The sequence below is a fragment of the Ancylomarina sp. YFZ004 genome (assembly GCF_054254355.1).
Map to the genome: position 1 here is coordinate 158420 of NZ_JBTCHQ010000008.1, position 17520 is coordinate 175939.

General features: G+C 35.2%; 13 protein-coding genes. 6 read left to right on the forward strand and 7 right to left on the reverse strand.

All coding sequences use genetic code 11. The features are described from left to right. The first annotated feature begins 67 nt into the window (after positions 1 to 67). Entirely contained in the window at positions 68 to 1792 is a 1725-nt protein-coding gene (locus ACXR6G_RS13625) for a tetratricopeptide repeat protein (protein WP_458361988.1), read from the forward strand. Positions 1793 to 2071: 279 nt separating this feature from the next. Further along, positions 2072 to 2878, forward strand: a complete 807-nt coding sequence (locus tag ACXR6G_RS13630; protein WP_458361989.1) for a hypothetical protein — start codon at positions 2072 to 2074, stop codon at positions 2876 to 2878. Positions 2879 to 3022: 144 nt separating this feature from the next. Here ACXR6G_RS13630 and ACXR6G_RS13635 read toward each other — a convergent pair whose 3' ends face one another. Further along, positions 3023 to 3553, reverse strand: a complete 531-nt coding sequence (locus ACXR6G_RS13635) for an RNA methyltransferase (RefSeq protein ID WP_458361990.1) — start codon at positions 3551 to 3553, stop codon at positions 3023 to 3025. Positions 3554 to 3921: 368 nt separating this feature from the next. Between ACXR6G_RS13635 and ACXR6G_RS13640 the strand changes: the two genes are divergently transcribed. Both ACXR6G_RS13640 and ACXR6G_RS13645 read left to right on the forward strand, forming a co-directional pair. Continuing rightward, entirely contained in the window at positions 3922 to 4725 is an 804-nt protein-coding gene (locus ACXR6G_RS13640; protein WP_458361991.1) for a hypothetical protein, read from the forward strand. 136 nt (positions 4726 to 4861) lie between these two features. Continuing rightward, positions 4862 to 5098 (forward strand): hypothetical protein, encoded by a 237-nt coding sequence (locus tag ACXR6G_RS13645; protein ID WP_458361992.1) that lies wholly within the window; start codon positions 4862 to 4864, stop codon positions 5096 to 5098. 270 nt (positions 5099 to 5368) lie between these two features. On the opposite strand, the gene ACXR6G_RS13650 is transcribed toward ACXR6G_RS13645, so the two are convergent. Next, entirely contained in the window at positions 5369 to 5761 is a 393-nt protein-coding gene (locus ACXR6G_RS13650; protein ID WP_458361993.1) for a hypothetical protein, read from the reverse strand. A gap of 659 nt (positions 5762 to 6420) precedes the next feature. Between ACXR6G_RS13650 and ACXR6G_RS13655 the strand changes: the two genes are divergently transcribed. After that, entirely contained in the window at positions 6421 to 9693 is a 3273-nt protein-coding gene (locus tag ACXR6G_RS13655; RefSeq protein WP_458361994.1) for a PAS domain-containing hybrid sensor histidine kinase/response regulator, read from the forward strand. A gap of 133 nt (positions 9694 to 9826) precedes the next feature. Here the strand turns inward: ACXR6G_RS13655 and glpC are convergent, their stop codons facing one another. The 4 genes from glpC to ACXR6G_RS13675 form a co-directional block, all read right to left on the reverse strand. Beyond that, positions 9827 to 11119 carry an anaerobic glycerol-3-phosphate dehydrogenase subunit GlpC gene (gene glpC, locus ACXR6G_RS13660; RefSeq protein WP_458361995.1) on the reverse strand — a complete coding sequence of 431 codons (1293 nt, stop codon included), beginning with the start codon at positions 11117 to 11119 and terminating at the stop codon, positions 9827 to 9829. Positions 11120 to 11126: 7 nt separating this feature from the next. Beyond that, positions 11127 to 12368, reverse strand: a complete 1242-nt coding sequence (gene glpB, locus ACXR6G_RS13665) for a glycerol-3-phosphate dehydrogenase subunit GlpB (protein WP_458361996.1) — start codon at positions 12366 to 12368, stop codon at positions 11127 to 11129. Between the two features lie 12 nt (positions 12369 to 12380). Continuing rightward, the gene (gene glpA, locus ACXR6G_RS13670; RefSeq protein WP_458361997.1) at positions 12381 to 14006 is read right to left on the reverse strand and encodes an anaerobic glycerol-3-phosphate dehydrogenase subunit A; all 1626 of its coding nucleotides are present in this window, start codon (positions 14004 to 14006) and stop codon (positions 12381 to 12383) included. A 468-nt stretch (positions 14007 to 14474) separates the two neighbouring features. Then, complete coding sequence (locus ACXR6G_RS13675) at positions 14475 to 15764, reverse strand: arginine deiminase (RefSeq protein WP_458361998.1); 1290 nt, start codon at positions 15762 to 15764, stop codon at positions 14475 to 14477. A 411-nt stretch (positions 15765 to 16175) separates the two neighbouring features. Between ACXR6G_RS13675 and ACXR6G_RS13680 the strand changes: the two genes are divergently transcribed. Then, the gene (locus ACXR6G_RS13680) at positions 16176 to 16826 is read left to right on the forward strand and encodes a DUF4294 domain-containing protein (RefSeq protein WP_458361999.1); all 651 of its coding nucleotides are present in this window, start codon (positions 16176 to 16178) and stop codon (positions 16824 to 16826) included. 1 nt (position 16827) lies between these two features. Here ACXR6G_RS13680 and ACXR6G_RS13685 read toward each other — a convergent pair whose 3' ends face one another. Further along, complete coding sequence (locus ACXR6G_RS13685; RefSeq protein ID WP_458362000.1) at positions 16828 to 17394, reverse strand: hypothetical protein; 567 nt, start codon at positions 17392 to 17394, stop codon at positions 16828 to 16830. Positions 17395 to 17520 lie beyond the last annotated feature (126 nt).

A 17520-nucleotide genomic window follows, 5' to 3' on the forward strand; every position in this document is an offset into this window, starting at 1 on the left:
TTTTTTTATTAAATTTGTTTCTATATCCTTTTTTAATTAATTACAACAACATATTTAAGTTATTATCATGAGAAAAATGAAACTTAATCACTTAGCAGCAATGCTATTAGCTGGTGCCTTACTTTCTGGTTGTGCTGGAATGAGTAAGATGAAAAAAAACGCAAGTGACATTGATTACAATGTAACTCCTGAGCTTCTTGAAACTCACGCGGGAAAAGTTGATGTTGAGGTTAGCGTTAGAATACCTGCTAACTATTTCAACAAGAAAGCAATTTTAATTGCAACTCCAGTATTGAAATTTGAAGGTGGCGAAGTTGCTTTTGCTCCTAAAACTCTTCAAGGTGAAAAAGTTCAGGGAAATGCAATGGTAGTACCTTACGAGGCTGGTAAAACAATTACTTACAAAGGATCTATCGATTACGAAAAAGCAATGCGTATTTCTGATCTTGAGGTTAGAATGACAGCTCAAAAAGGTGAAAAGACATTGGATTTCGATCCTGTGAAGATTGCACAAGGTGTTAAAGCAACTGCTACTCTTGTTCAAAACAAGCCTGCTAACATTATTGGTAAAGATGCTTTCAAAAGAATCATTGCTGAAACTAAAGAAGCTGATCTTCATTACCTAATCAACAGCTCTAACGTTCGTTGGTCAGAAATGAGAAGCGAAGATATTAAAGCTCTAAGCGAGTACTTCAAAACTGTTGAAGCTGACGCTAAGAAAGAATATAAAGGCATTGAGGTTTCTGCTTATGCATCTCCAGATGGAAAAGAAGATTTCAATGAGAAATTAGCTGGTAAGCGTGAAGTTACTTCTTCTAAGTATGTGAAGAAATCAATGAAGAAAGCTAAACTTTCTGATTACGCTAGCGAAGAGTTCTTCAAGTCTAATGTAACTCCTGAGGACTGGGATGGATTCAAAAAATTAATGCAAGCGTCTAACATTAGAGATAAAGAATTAATTCTACGTGTTCTTTCTATGTACTCAGATCCTGAAGTACGTGAAAAAGAAATCAAGAATATTTCTGCTGCTTTCTCTGAAGTTAAAGAAGAAATTCTTCCTAAACTGAGAAGAGCTAAATTCTTAGTAAACGTTGATAACATTGGAAAATCTGACGAAGAAATTAAAGATCTTGCTAAGAACAATCCTGCTGAATTGAACGTAGAAGAATTGCTTTATGCTGCAACTCTTACTGAAGTAGCAAGTGAAAAATTAGCTATCTACAACACAGCTAAGAAACAATTTGCTGCTGACTGGAGATCTCATAACGATGCTGGTATGGTTTTATTCGGAATGAAGAAAATCGACGAAGCTAAAGCTAACTTCGACAAAGCTGATCAACTTTCTGCTAACAACCCAGTTGTTAAAAACAATTTAGGTGCTGTAGAATTAGTAAAAGGTAATGTTGCTGAAGCTGAAGTATTGTTTGGTGCTGCTACAGGTGCAGGTCAAGAAGTAAACTATAACTTAGGTATCGTTGCTATCAAGAAAGCTCAGTACGATCTAGCAACTCAGCAGTTTGGTGAGTGTTACGCTGTAAACTCTGCTTTAGCAAACATCTTAGCTGGAAAATACACAGTTGCTCTTGAGAAATTGAACAAGAACACAAGTGATGACGCTATGGTTGATTACCTTAAAGCTATTGTTGGTGCAAGAACTAACAACAACAACTTAATTTTCTCTAACTTGAAATCAGCTACTGCTAAGGATGCTTCATTGAAAGCTTTCGCTAAGTCAGATCTTGAATTCTATACAGTTTTTGAAAATGCAGAATTCAAAGCTATTGTTGAGTAATTAAACTCAATCTTAAAGCATATAAAAAAAACGGCTCTCTAAAGGGCCGTTTTTTTTCGCTCATATACTTTATAATTTTCTTCTATTCATCAAATTACAAGTCCAAAACCATCTAAATTGGTCAAGGATATATGGATCTGATGGATATTTTATATCTTAGTCGCCACTGAAATTTCTCCATTTTGTAAACTATGATACTTTTAAACCAAAAGAGGTAGTTCAAGTAACTACTGGAAGAAGTATCATCTTTTTAAAATTTTGAATTCAACACAAAGCAATATGGAAATCATTATCCCTAAAAAACTTACTAATAACTTTCAGAGTCATTTGTTCCTAACGGAATTGTACACCTCTACGAAGCAATTGATAAAGGACGAAATTGTTCTGAATTTTCATGAGACTAAACTTATTGAATCCAATCTATTTGCTGTATTAGGAAGTCTTATTATGGATCTTGAGAGACGTAAAAATAAGGTTCGTTTAATCAATCTTCAAGATTCCATCCTTAACCTTTTCTATACCAAGAAAATGATTAGAGGTGGCATGAAAAAAGATGTCTGGAAGAGCCTTATCAAATGCCAATTCTTTAAAAGTGATGATGAAAGTGAACTAACCGATTATCTGGAAAATAAAATATTCCCGGAACGTCCGGATGTTGCGCTTAACCCTCAGCTAAAAATGGCAATTGAGCTATGTGTCGCTGAGATATTCCGAAATGCTTTTACTCATAGCAATCGTAAAGAGCTCTTTATATCACATTACGTATCGGTACACAATAAGAAGCTAATCATTAGTATTGTAAATAGAGGAGCCAGTATTCCACAATTAGCAACTGGTGTCTTAAAAAAGGCTCAAAATGGCATGGGAGCCATCCAATGGGCTGTTGAGTCAGGATCAACATCAAAACCATTTAAACACAATGGTATGGGATTATTTACCATTCGTCAGTTTATTGAGCAAAACGATGGTAAAATTCAAATTATATCGGGAAATGGTGTATGGAAACAAGTGAAGCACCGTAGATTCTCAAAGCTTACCCGCAAAGAGTTCCCAGGAACCATTGTTACCTTAGAATTCAATGTTTAAGACATTCATCTCTCAATAAGATAAATTTAAATTTCACGCAAAGCACGCAGAGAAAAATTACAAGAACGCAAAGATTTAACAACAGTAGATTATCTCTTTGCGACATCTGCGGAAAAACTTAGCGCCCTTTGCGAGGGACAGTTTTTAGTATCTCAACTTAGAGAATAAATCCCAAAGTACAATACCACAACTTACCGAGATATTAAATGAATGCTTGGTTCCAAACTGAGGAATCTCAATACACGCCTCAGAAGCATCAACAATAGATTGTTGTACACCTTTCACCTCGTTACCAAAAACAAAAGCATATTTCTTTTCCGACTCAATTTCAAAATCAGGTAAAGAAATCGAATTCTCAGCTTGCTCAATTGAATAGACATCGAAACCTTTCGCCTTAAGATCGGCAACAGCATCTTCTGTTTTCTCAAAATATTTCCAAGCCACAGAATCTTCAGCACCCAAAGCTGTTTTGTGCAAATCGCGATGCGGTGGTGTCGCAGTAATACCACACAGGTAAATTGCCTCAACCAAAAGAGCATCAGATGTACGAAAGACTGAACCAATATTGTTTAAGCTACGCACATTGTCCAACACAATAATGAATGGTGTTTTCTCTGCCGTTTTAAACTCATCGATACTTTTGCGATTTAGTTCGCTATTTTTCAACTTCCTCATCTTTGACTCTTGTTTTGATTATGGGCACAAAAATAGAAAAAGGAAACCAAGTCGGATTCCTTTTTTCAATAATTCTCATATAAACCCTCTAAAACTAAATTCAGTTTTACAATATGAACATTAGTTTTAATCCATCAATTTTACTTAATTTTAGATTTCTATTTCAAAGCATATGTACCAACAGACTATACTTAAACGTTTAGATTAAGCAATGGAAGAAACTGTTTTGAAATAAGAAAATAGACAATAAAAACAGCCTAATACGTTTACACAGCTAAATTAGAAGGATAAACGTATAAATTGAAATAGATAAAAGAGATATAAACGTAACTAGTTACGTTTACACACACGTCACCACACATTTTAAGATGAAAGACAGAATTCAAAATGGTTATTCATTGCTTGGAATAGAAACTAAGAAAAATAAAGTTCTTGTTGAATTTTTAAACAGAATGAGTAGTTCAAATGAAATTTTAAATAGACAATTTGAATTATTTCATATGGACTTTTTGAATGGTTTGAGTAATATTAAAGATTTTGACAAAAAATCATTTGACCGATATATTGAAAAAATCAATGAGACTAAAGGCGAATTAAACTTTTGGGGAGAAAAATTTGAAGTCTATATCCACTCAAAATTGATAAAGGCGAATCCTGATATTATTAATGATTTAAATAGAGGTGTTGACGGAATTGAACCTGACCTAATATTTAAACACAATGAAACGCAACTGGGAATAGAATTAACAACTCTTAAATTTGTAAACCCACCGAAATCAAAAGAAATAATTCTTTCAAAAATAACAAAGTGTATTTTAGAAAAAAATAACAAACCATACTCAAACGAAAGATGTGCATTGCTTATTGATATAACCAATATTATAGCATATGAGAAGATACTTAATCTTAACATTAATGAAATTATCAAAGAGCTGTTTAAAGGGTTTGGGTATTTGAATAAAGAAATGAATTTTGGGATGATAATTCTATGTAATAGTATTTTTAAGCAAAGAGAAGATAAAACTTTATATCATAGTTTAAACCCAAGATTTGGATTTCTGAGCGAAACAAAACCTATGAATAAAGACTTAAAGAGTTTTCTAGATATATTTTTTAACAGATTTATATCAGATGATAATTTTCATCTAGGGTTTCATCATATGAATATGTGAAAAAAACGTGTGGTAACAAAAGCAAAATTTAATAGGCGCTGATGAGCATTTTTATTCCAATAGCAATCGGGATAGTTCAATTAATCCCTACGAGTCGGGACCATCAAGCCTATTTAAAGGATAAGAATTTAACAAAATGAAAGAAGAAAATAAAATTAGAAGAGTATTTTCAGGTACAGAATTAGAAGTAAACCTGCTTAATGACGAATTAGATCAAATTGGGATATCTGGTTTAATCCAAAATGACTATAATTCTGGAGTATTAGCAGGATTTTTTGGAGGTGGCCCATCTGCAATTGATTTTTTTATCCAAGAATCTGATCTTAAAAAAGCAGAACCAATTATTAGGGCATTTTGTCAACGAAATAAATAATATAGCACTGGCTACAACATTACACCCTGTTGGTGCGCGTTAGCTTCGCTGATCTACACTTGGTTTCGGTAGTATCGCGTTCCATTATTCATAAATTAAAAACCACAGGATACAATCCTCGGTAACAATTGGAGACAGTTTTAATCCTGTTAGCTATCGGGAGTCAACTAAACTTCGCAAGACCGTAATAAAAGGAAAGCCTTGCAAATCATAGATCTGCAAGGCTTTCTTTTTAAAATATATCTTTTGGCTTACTAGCTAAGAGCCCAGTTATTCCGAATCATTTTGAGCTTGTGTAACCTCACGAAATGTTGGCAAATTCTCGGTAATGCTACCCGCACCCTTTTTGTTAATTTTGAAAGTAACATCCTTTGTTGTGGTAAATAACAGAACAGAAAAAAAATGCTTCTTTAGATGTGATTTCAAGACAACAAAAGCCTCTTCTAGTGTAAGTTCGCTTTCCTCATCCTCGGTCTCTTTAGATCTGTAACGCAATTTCACTAAGACCTTAAAGCCATCCTCAGAATTGACTGGTCTGACAAATATATTTCTCAAGTTAGGCTTACCAATGGTCTTTGCCATGGTTAACTTGGCAAAACGGCCTTCTTGCACACTTTCTTCTACCTGTTCCCAGAAAAGAACAAACATATCTTGATATGGCATAAACTAAAGATTAATGATGGAATATTTCAATGCTTCAAAAGTAACACATATAATTCAATTCATAAATCCGAATCTAGCTTCATCACTCAATTATCCGAAAAATAAATAATAAACAACAGCTAACATGCACCAAGCTGGTGTGCGATTAGCTTCGCTGATCTACACTTCGTTTCGGTAGTATCACGTTCCTTTATCGATAAATAATTGGTCAGTTATCCGATGATTACTCTATATGATGAAAATTCATCGGATAACTCACAAATGAAAAACAGAAAAAGCTTAACAACACTACTGCCCCCTGTTGATGGGCGATTAGCTTCACTGAACTCCCTATGGTCGGTAGTATCGCGTTCCTTTATCTATAATTAAATTAGAAATAACTATCGAAGCTTTGCAAGTTCCCAATCCGATAGCTACCGTGATAAAATGCGGCAAACATATGATGTTATCCCCTACAGCTAAATTTAGGTTCCGTTCAAGTGTATATAAATATTAATTCCTAACCTAAGCTGCTTGCAAAAAATCTAGTAAATTTTATATTCAGTTTTTATTTACTAAATTAAATCCTTTATCACCAAACGAATATCAACAAATATCTTAGCAATATCAAGCAAAATTTCAAACTAGAAATAGATAAGATTTAAACAAAGAGAGTCGTTATGAAACATAACAATCCTGGAGAAAAAGATAAACTAGAAAAAATCGAAAAGAACTATAAGGGGATTTTTGATTCTATGGCTGTTATGTTCCAAATTATCGAACTCATCTATGATAAAAATGATAAGGTAATAGACTATTATTATATTCAAGTAAACTCTGCGTTTGAAAAACTCGTGAATAAAAAGAAAGCGGAATTAATAGGTAAACGAGCGAAAGACCTATTTGGGATTGTTGAAAATCATTGGTTAAAATCATACGAAAAAGTTGATAAAACTGGCAAATTTGAAAGTCATGAAAATTATGGAGTCGAACTAGGCAAATATTATGAAATTAATGCTTGGAAAGTATGTGATGGACAAGTAGCTATTGCTTTTACAGACGTAAGCAAACGTAAACAAGCTGAGCAGGAACTAATAGAATCTATAAATAGAGCCGAACAAAGCGAGGAAAGATTTAAGCTAGCAATGAAAGCCTCTAATGATGGATTATTTGATTGGAACCTCGAAACTAATGATATCTATTACTCTCCAGCTTGGAAAAATATGCTAGGCTATCAGGATCATGAACTTCCGAACGATTTTTCAGTTTGGGAAGAAAGAGTCAATGAAGAGGATTCTAAAAAATCATGGGAGCACCAACAAAAATTAATCAATAAGGAAATAGATCGTTTTGTGTTGGAGTTTAAAATGAAACACAAAGATGGGCATTGGATTGATATTCTTTCAAAAGCTGAGGCTATTTTTAATGATAATGGTGAAGCAATTCGAATTGTCGGAACTCATACAGATATTACCGAAAGTAACCTTTTAGATCTTAAATTAAGAGACAGTCAAAATTATCTGTCTGCGGTATTTAACAACACCAAAGATTCGCAATTACTATCAAGATATGAAGGAATTAAAAAATTTAAAGTTATTGCAGCAAATAATTCATACATAAATACGATAAATAAGTTTGGATTTGAACATACAGAAAAAGATCTAACTGGAAAAAACTTAAAAGAATTAGTTATTGATACTCTTCAGCTTGAGAGAGAACTTTTCGATTATACGGTTGATTATTATCAGAAAGCTATTGATACTAAAAAACAAATAATTATCACAGAAAGCTTTATTCTTAAGGAAAAACCCTATTATTCTGAGACATCATATACGCCAATATTTAACTCGGTAGATGGAAAGAATTATCTTCTTTATAACTCTCGTGATATTACAAAAGAGACCGAATCCATTCAATTATTACAAAATAGCGAAGAGAAGTATCGACTCTCAATGGATGCCACTATGGATGGTCTTTGGGACTGGAATATACAAACAGGAACAGTTTATTTTAGCCCGTCTTATTCAAAAATACTAGGTGAGACAAGTGTAAATCCGGAATACGAATCTTGGCTAAATAGAATCCATCCAGATGATAGAGAGGTGATTATTGCAAGTATTCAAGATCATTTAAAAGGGAATACAGACTTTTGGAAAAGAGAACATCGACTTAGAACAAAATCAGGACACTGGATATGGGTATTTGGCAGAGGAAGTGTTGTAGAAAGGGATGAGAACGGACAAGCCATGCGTATGGTTGGTACCATGGCAAATATTACGGAAAGAAAAAAAGCAGCCTTATTGTTGCAAAAACAAACCGCTAAAATTGAAGCGCAAAACGAAGAACTTAATCAAACAAACGAGGAATTAAGAATTGCCATAGAACGTGCTGAGCTTAGTGAGAAAATGTTCAAAGAATATTTTAACTCTTCGCCAAATGGAATATTTGTTGTTGACATAGATGAAGAAAATGAATATATTTTTAATTCCAGTAATCCAATCTCTGAAAAAATTATTGGTTTTAAGAATTCTGAATTAGCTGGGCGTAACATCAATGTATTACTAAATAAATATGATGCGGAATTGGTAGATTATGTCAAAAACTTATATGATAAGGTGGTTAGTTCAAAAGAATCAACCACTTTATATGAGGAAAGAATACTCCTTGACAAAAAGGTTAATCTAAGTACAACAATTAAACCTCTTCTTGATGAAAATGGTCATGTGTATCGTTTACTTGGAACGAATGTTGATATTTCAAAATTAAAACAAACTGAATCGGAACTAATTGAAGCCAAAGAAAAAGCAGAAGAAAGTGATCGTTTAAAATCAGCTTTCCTTTCCAATATGAGCCATGAAATTCGCACTCCAATGAATGGGATACTAGGCTTTGCGGGTTTGCTTAAAAACCCACAACTTGAAACCGATAAGCAGAAAAAATTTATCGATATAATTGAGAAAAGCGGTATTCGAATGCTAAATATTATCAATGATATTATAGATATTTCGAAGATTGAAGCTGGTCTAATGAAAATCGATCTGAATGAATCGAATATAAATGAGCAAATAGAATATATCTACACTTTTTTCAAGCCAGAAATTGAAGAAAAAGGACTCAAACTTACTTTCAATAACACATTACCATCAGAAAAATCGATCATTTTCACCGACCGTGAGAAAGTCTTTGCTATCATAACAAACCTTGTTAAGAATGCTATTAAATATACGAACTACGGTTCCATAGAGTTTGGCTATAATAAGAAGGGTGCAAATCTAGAATTTTACGTGAAAGATACGGGGATAGGAATTCACGAAGAACGATTAGAAGCTATTTTCAAACGATTTATCCAAGCTGACATAGTTGATAAAATGGCTCTACAAGGAGCAGGTTTGGGGCTATCAATTACCAAATCATATATCGAAATGCTTGGCGGTACTATTTGGGTGGAAAGCGAAGAAGGATATGGGTCTACTTTTTATTTCACTTTGCCTTATCAATCTGAAAAAAATGAAGAACCCCTTACTGATAATGTGATAACACTAGATAAACAAGATCAGATTATTCCTCCTGAAGTTGAAGGATTAAATATTTTAATTGCAGAAGATGATGAAATTTCAGATTCATTATTAACTATTTCCATTGAAAAATTCAGCAATAAAATTATAAAAGTCACTAACGGGATTGAAGCTGTTGAAGCATGTCGCAACAATTCAGATATTGACTTGATTTTAATGGATATTAAAATGCCAAAAATGGATGGCTATGAAGCCACAAAACAAATACGCCAGTTTAATAAAGTTATTATTATTATTGCACAAACAGCTTATGGATTAGCAAGAGATAGAAAAAAAGCGCTAGAGTCAGGGTGTAATGATTATATCGCAAAACCCATTAATACAAGCACATTACTCACATTAATACAAAAACACTTTTGTAGTAGAGATAAGCTATAATATCTCATTCAAACTAAGACCCGTTTGTATAAAAAAATGCCGCATATATAGGTGTTACTTATCCTATATTTACGGCATTCATCTCTAAAACTAACCTTTACTTAATCTAACTTCTTTTTTAATGTGTGCCTTACTAATTAGGGCATTCTTCTAGACTTTCGACATTTTGCTCTTGCCATAGTTTCATAGTAGCTTCCACATCCAATGCTTCTGCAAGTATAGAGATTGGATGCTGCACCAATCTTGATGTTGACATCTCAATTTGCCACTTACAGGTTTCACAGTCTGTAGCTACAAAATCAACATCAGAGTTATCTATTTGATCGAATAGAGGTTTACCAATGCCCTGTGAGGTTTCGTAATTCTCTTTCTTAAATCCATAAGTTCCTGCAATACCACAACATCGTGATTCAAGCGTCACAAAGTCCACTCCTGGAATCATTCGCAATAGCGAAGTTGAATAAATAGACCAACCCAGCTTTTCCATATGACATGGGGTATGATAAGCAATACGCTTTTTGTAATCCTTTTTGAAAACCAGCTTAAGCTTTCCAGAATCGACTAAACGAAATAAGAAACGGGTTGCCAATTCACTTTCATCACGAATTTCTTTATTCTCCACACCTAACAAATGTGGGTATTCATCGCGAATCGTAAATATACAAGTTGAAGAAGTCGAGATAACCGGCATCTTCTTCTCTACAATAGATTTCTTAAAGGCCTCAACATTATGTCGTGCTTGTTTGGTAGCTTGTTTAATCAAACCATTGGATATTAAAGCCACCCCACAGCATTTTTCCTTTTCAAGAAGATGAACACCATAACCTGCCGCATTCATAATCTTAATGAGATCCTTACCTTGTTGTGGAAAGTTATAATTCACATAACAGCCATGAAAATAGCTGACATGTTTCTTAAAATCCTTTTGTTTCTTGGCCGCATATCTGCGGTACCATGTTTCGAACCTCATCCCTGCATATTTCGGAAATATACGGTGATGATCTATTTTAAGCACACCATCCATTATTCGACGGACAGGCTTAAGGGCAACCATAGGGTTTACAATGGGTGCAAATGTGCTTGCCATGGTTCCTACAATATCCGTATTGGCCAAAATCATATCTCTAAACTTTGGTTTTTTCTTACTGTGTTTGATGCGTGCCATCTGGATGATATCTCCAATTTTCACACCATGAGGACAAGCAATCTCACAACGTTTACAGTTTAAACATAATTTTAATGCCTCGTCGTAAAAACCGGGATCCTTTAAACGTAATCGTTCCCCATCGGGACCTGATTGTTTAGGACCCGGATATTCAGGATTTACCTCCAGAACAGGACAATACACTGTACAAATTGTACACTTAACACATTGTTCAAAATTATTGTCGCTGATATTAAACGGCTCAAATATTTCCTTCTTCATCGTCCTGTTATTTTAAAATTTGCTCAGCTACATGTAGCGAAGTCAATAAACTGATACCAGCTCCACTGCCTTCCTTTAGGGCATTAGCCCCTCCAAGTACCGAACCTGCTACATATAAATTTTCTATGGTTTGTCCTTTCATCAAAGCACGGAAATTGCTATCGGCTTTTACACCATAATGCATATAGGGCTGATCATTGAAAAACTTCTCATCTAACCAGTTTGCACGATCGGTATCACCATCTATATCCAAACCAAAAATAGGTTCGTATAACCTATCGTGAGTGGCCACAATTCCTTTACTATAAAAACTCCCACTAGCCAGAATAAACTCGTCAGCTTCCAGCTTTATATCACCATGGTTATTGGTCTTGATATCCAATAGTCTATTATTCTCGAAATTGCCCTCTTCAACATTATCTCCCATAAAAAAAGTTCCACCTAGTTCCTGAAAGCGCTGACTAAGCAGTATCTGACTACGAATTCCTGGAACTGAAGGCGGTATAGCTGGAAGCAAGACCATCGGTTTATTTATTTTAGACTTAAGATCTTCTACAACTTTTTTATTAAACAGACCAAAGACTGCTGGCAAAACAACCACTTCAAATCCTTCGCTCAACAGATTTACTTTTTCTGCAAATTCCTTTAGTGCATCTCCCTTATCGAATACCTTAGCAATATTGGTAGAACGCATCTCACTTGGGTTTTTACGAATGGCTTCAAACTGTTTCATCGAAACATTCTTAATCTGTGCATGCACATCTAACTTTTTCAAACCATCTTTAATAAACAAAGTATGAAAGTCAAGAAAGCCACTAAAGTTTAAGATCACCGCTTTCTTCCATGGAAAGCTATCTTTTTGATCGAAACGTGTGAAATCATCTAGGGTCAACCATGTTGGTTTCATGATACCCATAGGGGTTAATACAAAATGGTTTTGATCTGCCTTGCCACAAAATCTCAAGCCTGCGCGGTCCAATAATTGAGGCGCTTCCTCTGCCAAACGGGAAACATTCTCAATTCCCACGCGCTTATAGGGATGAGTATCCGCTAAGCTTTTCATTGCCACAATCGGATTACTTACCTCTTCGCCATTCACTTGACCAAGCAAATCGAAAGAACCTGAAAAGAAATGAATGGCACTCTGCCCAGATGAAACAATCGCACATTTTCTTCCCTGCTCTGCCAACTTAATGCCACATGTGAGTCCACTCAACCCACCTCCTATAATAATGTTATCGAACTTCATACTAATGCTTTCTTAATTGTTATCTGCTTTCAATCCGTAAATTCCTTCATAAATCCATGAAGTAAACTGAACTTCATTAATTGTATCTCCCCAAGCAATTGGCGACATCCCTTTCCATCGTTCCTGAAGGAAATTAGCCAAATCATCTTTTGCTCTGCCAGCTTCTTCCAACGACTCACAAAGCAATCCTGCGGCACGGCAAGCACACAACTCGCCCTGACAAGTACCCATACCCACACGGGTACGACGACGTAAATCAATCAGGTTATTAACATGCAATTCATTAATGGCATACTTCACCTCACCTATAGATACGCCTTCACACTCACACACCAATGCCTCATCATTATCACCTCCATTGGAAGCCTTATATGCCAAAGATCCATGACGGTCTTGCGCCGATTTTTGAGCAATACTTAAACCTGAATATATTTTCTTAGAAGCATTCTCCATGGATAAATCACTCTTTTCTGATCCCGGTAAGGCTATCTCTGCCGTTTCACATTGCTTATCAACAGCAAGTTTTTGGCAGATTAAATTAGTTGCCTCTTCAGCCATCAGTCGGTAAGTCATCAGTTTACCACCAGTAATGGTAATGAAACCTGAAAGCCCGTCACGCTTCTGGTGATCCAGCAGTACAATGCCACGGCTAATACTACGACCTGTTGGATCATCGTCAGCTGCAACCAAAGGGCGAACACCTGCATAGGCACGTAAAATACGAGTTGTAGCCAATGCTGGAGATAGCTTCACACCTTCGCGAATAAGCACATCCACATCATCCCTGGATACAAACATATTATCGATTTGATCGTATGGGATGTGTTCTGATGTGGTTCCAATCAGACAAATGGTATCTCCCGGTACCAGGATATCTGCATTAGCTGGCTTTCTACATCTATTAAGCACCATTTTATTAACGCGGTGACCAAAAATCAATAAGGAACCTTTGGCTGGAAACATATTGATATTAACACCTGCAAGATTAGCAATATGATGTCCCCAAATTCCGCAAGCATTTACAACGATCTTACCATAGTGCTTTACTTTATCTTTATTATTGTGATTGATTAACTCAACACCTACAACTCTATCCTGCTCACGAATCACACCCGTCACCTCGTGTTGTGTTAAAAGCTCTGCACCATTAAGTCTTGCATCCAAGGCATTCGACATGGTCAAACGGAAAGGATCTACAGAACCATCAGGTACTTTCACAGCACCAATCAGATTAGGATTAACAGAAGGTTCCATTCGACGAGCTAAATCAGGATCTATGATTTCATTGCTAATTCCTGCACTTGTACAAGCATCCACAAATTGAGACTGAAAAGCGATATCATCTTCGGGAAGGGTTAGAAATAATCCATTATTCTCTTCAACGCAATGGTTTGCAATACGACGCAAAATCATGTTCTCTTTAATACATTCTGAAGCTGATTCAGGATCAGTTACAGCATAACGTGCCCCACTATGCAACAAACCATGGTTTCGTCCTGTTGCCCCGGTGGCAAAATCATGACGCTCTACAAGTAAAACACTTAATCCTCTCATTGCACAATCTCGTGCCGTCCCAGCACCGGTGGCTCCACCCCCGATGATTATCACATCGTACTCTTTGGATTTGTTCTTGTTCATGATGGGTATATTTTATTGACTCCTTTTATTGCGGTCGTACAACAATTATTGATTTCGTGTCAACAAATATAAATAAACTTACCTAGCATTGCAAAGTACATACCTCTTAGATGTATTCTATATTATAGAGTGCTGATTTTTAACAAGTCACAAAACAGACAAAACATCAGTAATAACGGGGCCTTGGTGGTTTCTTATGAAATGAATATCATCTATCACAAAAATGTATTTCCCATGGATGGAGAAGCTATTTTGTGATTAGAACAAGACTTTAAAGCCAAATATTGGCGTAAATCTACTGTGGGAAAGAGTGAACAAACTCCAAAGAATATAGAACAAAAGCAATACAAAATAGAATTGGGGATGTCTTACATCCTTTGCAATCAAAATGGAATAGCAAGTCTATAAATAGAAAAAGCCTTGCAAATCATAGATCTACAAGGCTTTCTTTAAAATATATCGTTTAGCTTACCAGTTAACTGCTTTACGACGGATAGGCATAGTCATACAACGAGCACCACCACCACCACGAGGTAGCTCTGATCCTTCGAGCGTAATCACATACTTATCGTAGTCAGCCAAGTTTACCTTGTGACTAATTACATCGTCAGCAGGAATAATATCGAAACCATTCTTGTTCATTTCTTCCATAGTGTAGATATTACGAGCATATCCAACAACCTTTCCAGGACCTACAGCAAAGAAGTTAGCACCTGAATGCCACTGCTCTCTCTCTTGGTTCCAAGGCTCTTTTGTTCCACCACAGTAAATTGGCTTAAGCTCCATACCTAATTTCTTAAGCGCTTGTAGTAAGTTGTTCTCATTCTTGATATTTACAACTTTACCTCCCTGAATTGTGATATGAACCGTTTGGTATTTATTTGGACGAATAATCAATGGCTCATAAACCATACACTTATCCTTATCAAGCAAAGTAAACACCATATCAAGGTGAATAAACGACTCAGGATGAGATGGCAATTCTTGTACTAAAATATGACGAGGCTTCTCTTCTTTCTGAGAAAGTAGTTGTGCCAAAATAAAATCAATACCTTGAGTTGAAGTACGATCACCATTACCAATGATTAAAATATCTTCACGAGCAATTAAAACATCACCACCCTCAATCGTACAATTAGGATCCATGTTTGGATTCTCGATTGGGTTCACCGTTTTCGCTTTGAAACCTGGAGTGTAATCGAAAATAGCCTGCATGATTAATGACTCACGGTCACGAACTGCACTTGCCATTTTACCAATCAGTACCTCATTACCAAGTGACATAGATGCATCACGAGTAAAGAAGAAGTTGTGAAGCGGACGCATTGCAAAACGCTCTTTGCTTAAAAATTTAGTTAGGTTATCACGCGTTAAGATCACACCTTCGATCAATAATGAAGCTAATTCTTCAGCATTTTGATCTAACAAAGTATCCTTAATACAATACGTATTTCCTTTTACAGCAATTTCAGGCTCAATCTTACAAATCTTATCAATAACGATTTCCTTAACCTTATCATCCTTAAGGATATCAGCCAATAAATCTTTTACCTGATACGTTTGAGTAATCTCTTTCAAAGATTCACTTAACTGCTTATATTCTTTTTGTGCTACTGAAAGATTAAGAATATCGCTATAAAGAGCTCGTTCAGCATTCTCAGGAGTCATATTCTCAACTTCCGATCCTGGTGTGTGAAGGATTACACCCTCTAATTCCCCAATCTCTGATCGAACATCTAATTCTACGTACTTAGTCATGCCCTATTATGTTTTAATTATCGTCGTTAAACGACTGATGTTTGTTGTTCTACAATTCTGTTAATATTTTGCAAAAGAAAGAAAAATAAAGGGTATTGAAAAGGATTGCACAAAAGATTTTTCATCCCAAAAGTTTTTAACAGACAAAAGTAATCTATTCACTCACGTCTAACCACTTAGACCAAAATAGATAAGCAAAAATTACTGTTATATAGATTATTTTGACGGATGAGTCTAAATCATTTGAATAAGTGAGTAAACAAAGGCTGCTCCTGACAAATACATTTCATAATTTAGATTATATTTTCAAAGAAAAAAGACATTAATTACCTTGAATGTAATTTAGTCAGTCATAAAATAGAACAAATTCGTAATTTCGTAGATACAAACAATCTTTTTTCAAATCAGCGCATGCAAAACAAAGCTCTAATCTGTTTTATACTATTGGCATCATTCTTTTTAGGGATGCCTGCAGATAGTATTGCACAAGTTTATAAAACAGATAGTATCACTATTCTCGATAGTAATATGCATGTGAGCCTTAAAGAGGTTAAGATAATAGCACGAAAAAAGAAAAGAAGAAAACACTACAGATCGACTAAAAGATATTGGCGAACTGTGCGAAATATCAGAATCGTTTATCCCTATGCCGAAATGGCTAATCAAACAATTAGCGTTCTCAATAAAGATCTAGAGTCAATCACGTCAAAAAAGAAAAGGCGAAAACTCATTAGAAGAGAATATAAAGGTTTAATGAAAGCCTACAAGAAACCCATGATGAAATTGAAGATTTCGCAGGGCAAACTATTAATGAGATTAATTGACAGAGAAACAGGAAGCTCCTCCTACAAGCATCTTAAGGAGTTGAAAGGATCGACAACAGCGTTTTTCTGGCAAGCTGTTGCAAGTATGTTTGGCACCTCGCTAAAGTCGGAATACAAACCTGAAAGTCGGGATTGGATGGTCGAAGAGATTCTTGAGCGTATGAAAAAGGGCGAAATCCCCTCACCAAGAAAGATCCCAATCAGGCTAGAAAAAGAGGAGCTTAAAAAAAGCAAATAGCTTATTTCCTTAGATTCTCAATGATGGCATCAACTCCGGAATCATAGATTCCTATTGTATCAAGGTAATCAGCAGCTTTATCCAAATCTTTATCACTTAAGTATTCTGATAAAAGCTTCCCATTATTTTCTTTCTCTTCTTCTATTGTCATTCTATAAGCAATTAGCTTGTCTTCAAAAACCTTCTGCCACGAATAGGCTTTCATGATCACCATGTGAATGACATAGGACAAGAAAGCAAAAAAGAGAATCAGAGTTCCAAAAGATTGGTCATCGCTTAAAAGCAGCATGATCGTACTAAAAGTAACAGCAGATACAAAGGCTGAAAGCATCCCCATTCCAATTGTTAAATCATTGAAATATTGAGAATGGTGTTTTAATTTTCTTTTGGCAGAAGCATAATACAGAACCCAAATCAAAAGAAGATTCAAACTCAAAGAATAGAGAATGGCTGCAACCTGAGGCACAGAATTTATCGAGAAAAAGACAGCGACAAATAAGGCTATATTCGAGAATATAAAAGTATAAATATGATTCGCTGCAACGTCTTTGGTATTTCTATTCTTCATTTTCAATAATTAATAAGTCGTTTCAAATACAACAAAACGGTCTTAAAAGTAAATTAATTCCCCATAATGTCATAATTTTCAAAATATGTATAATAAAATACTTAGTTAAGCATGAGAATTATGTAA

Bases quoted from the DNA above. Each gene is read 5' to 3' on its own strand.
- ACXR6G_RS13645 (WP_458361992.1), top strand. From the start codon at position 4,862: ATGAAAGAAGAAAATAAAATTAGAAGAGTATTTTCAGGTACAGAATTA.
- glpC (WP_458361995.1), bottom strand. From the start codon at position 11,119: ATGAAGAAGGAAATATTTGAGCCGTTTAATATCAGCGACAATAATTTT.
- ACXR6G_RS13630 (WP_458361989.1), top strand. From the start codon at position 2,072: ATGGAAATCATTATCCCTAAAAAACTTACTAATAACTTTCAGAGTCAT.
- ACXR6G_RS13625 (WP_458361988.1), top strand. From the start codon at position 68: ATGAGAAAAATGAAACTTAATCACTTAGCAGCAATGCTATTAGCTGGT.
- glpB (WP_458361996.1), bottom strand. From the start codon at position 12,368: ATGAAGTTCGATAACATTATTATAGGAGGTGGGTTGAGTGGACTCACA.
- glpA (WP_458361997.1), bottom strand. From the start codon at position 14,006: ATGAACAAGAACAAATCCAAAGAGTACGATGTGATAATCATCGGGGGT.
- ACXR6G_RS13680 (WP_458361999.1), top strand. From the start codon at position 16,176: ATGCAAAACAAAGCTCTAATCTGTTTTATACTATTGGCATCATTCTTT.
- ACXR6G_RS13675 (WP_458361998.1), bottom strand. From the start codon at position 15,764: ATGACTAAGTACGTAGAATTAGATGTTCGATCAGAGATTGGGGAATTA.
- ACXR6G_RS13640 (WP_458361991.1), top strand. From the start codon at position 3,922: ATGAAAGACAGAATTCAAAATGGTTATTCATTGCTTGGAATAGAAACT.
- ACXR6G_RS13635 (WP_458361990.1), bottom strand. From the start codon at position 3,553: ATGAGGAAGTTGAAAAATAGCGAACTAAATCGCAAAAGTATCGATGAG.
- ACXR6G_RS13655 (WP_458361994.1), top strand. From the start codon at position 6,421: ATGAAACATAACAATCCTGGAGAAAAAGATAAACTAGAAAAAATCGAA.
- ACXR6G_RS13685 (WP_458362000.1), bottom strand. From the start codon at position 17,394: ATGAAGAATAGAAATACCAAAGACGTTGCAGCGAATCATATTTATACT.
- ACXR6G_RS13650 (WP_458361993.1), bottom strand. From the start codon at position 5,761: ATGCCATATCAAGATATGTTTGTTCTTTTCTGGGAACAGGTAGAAGAA.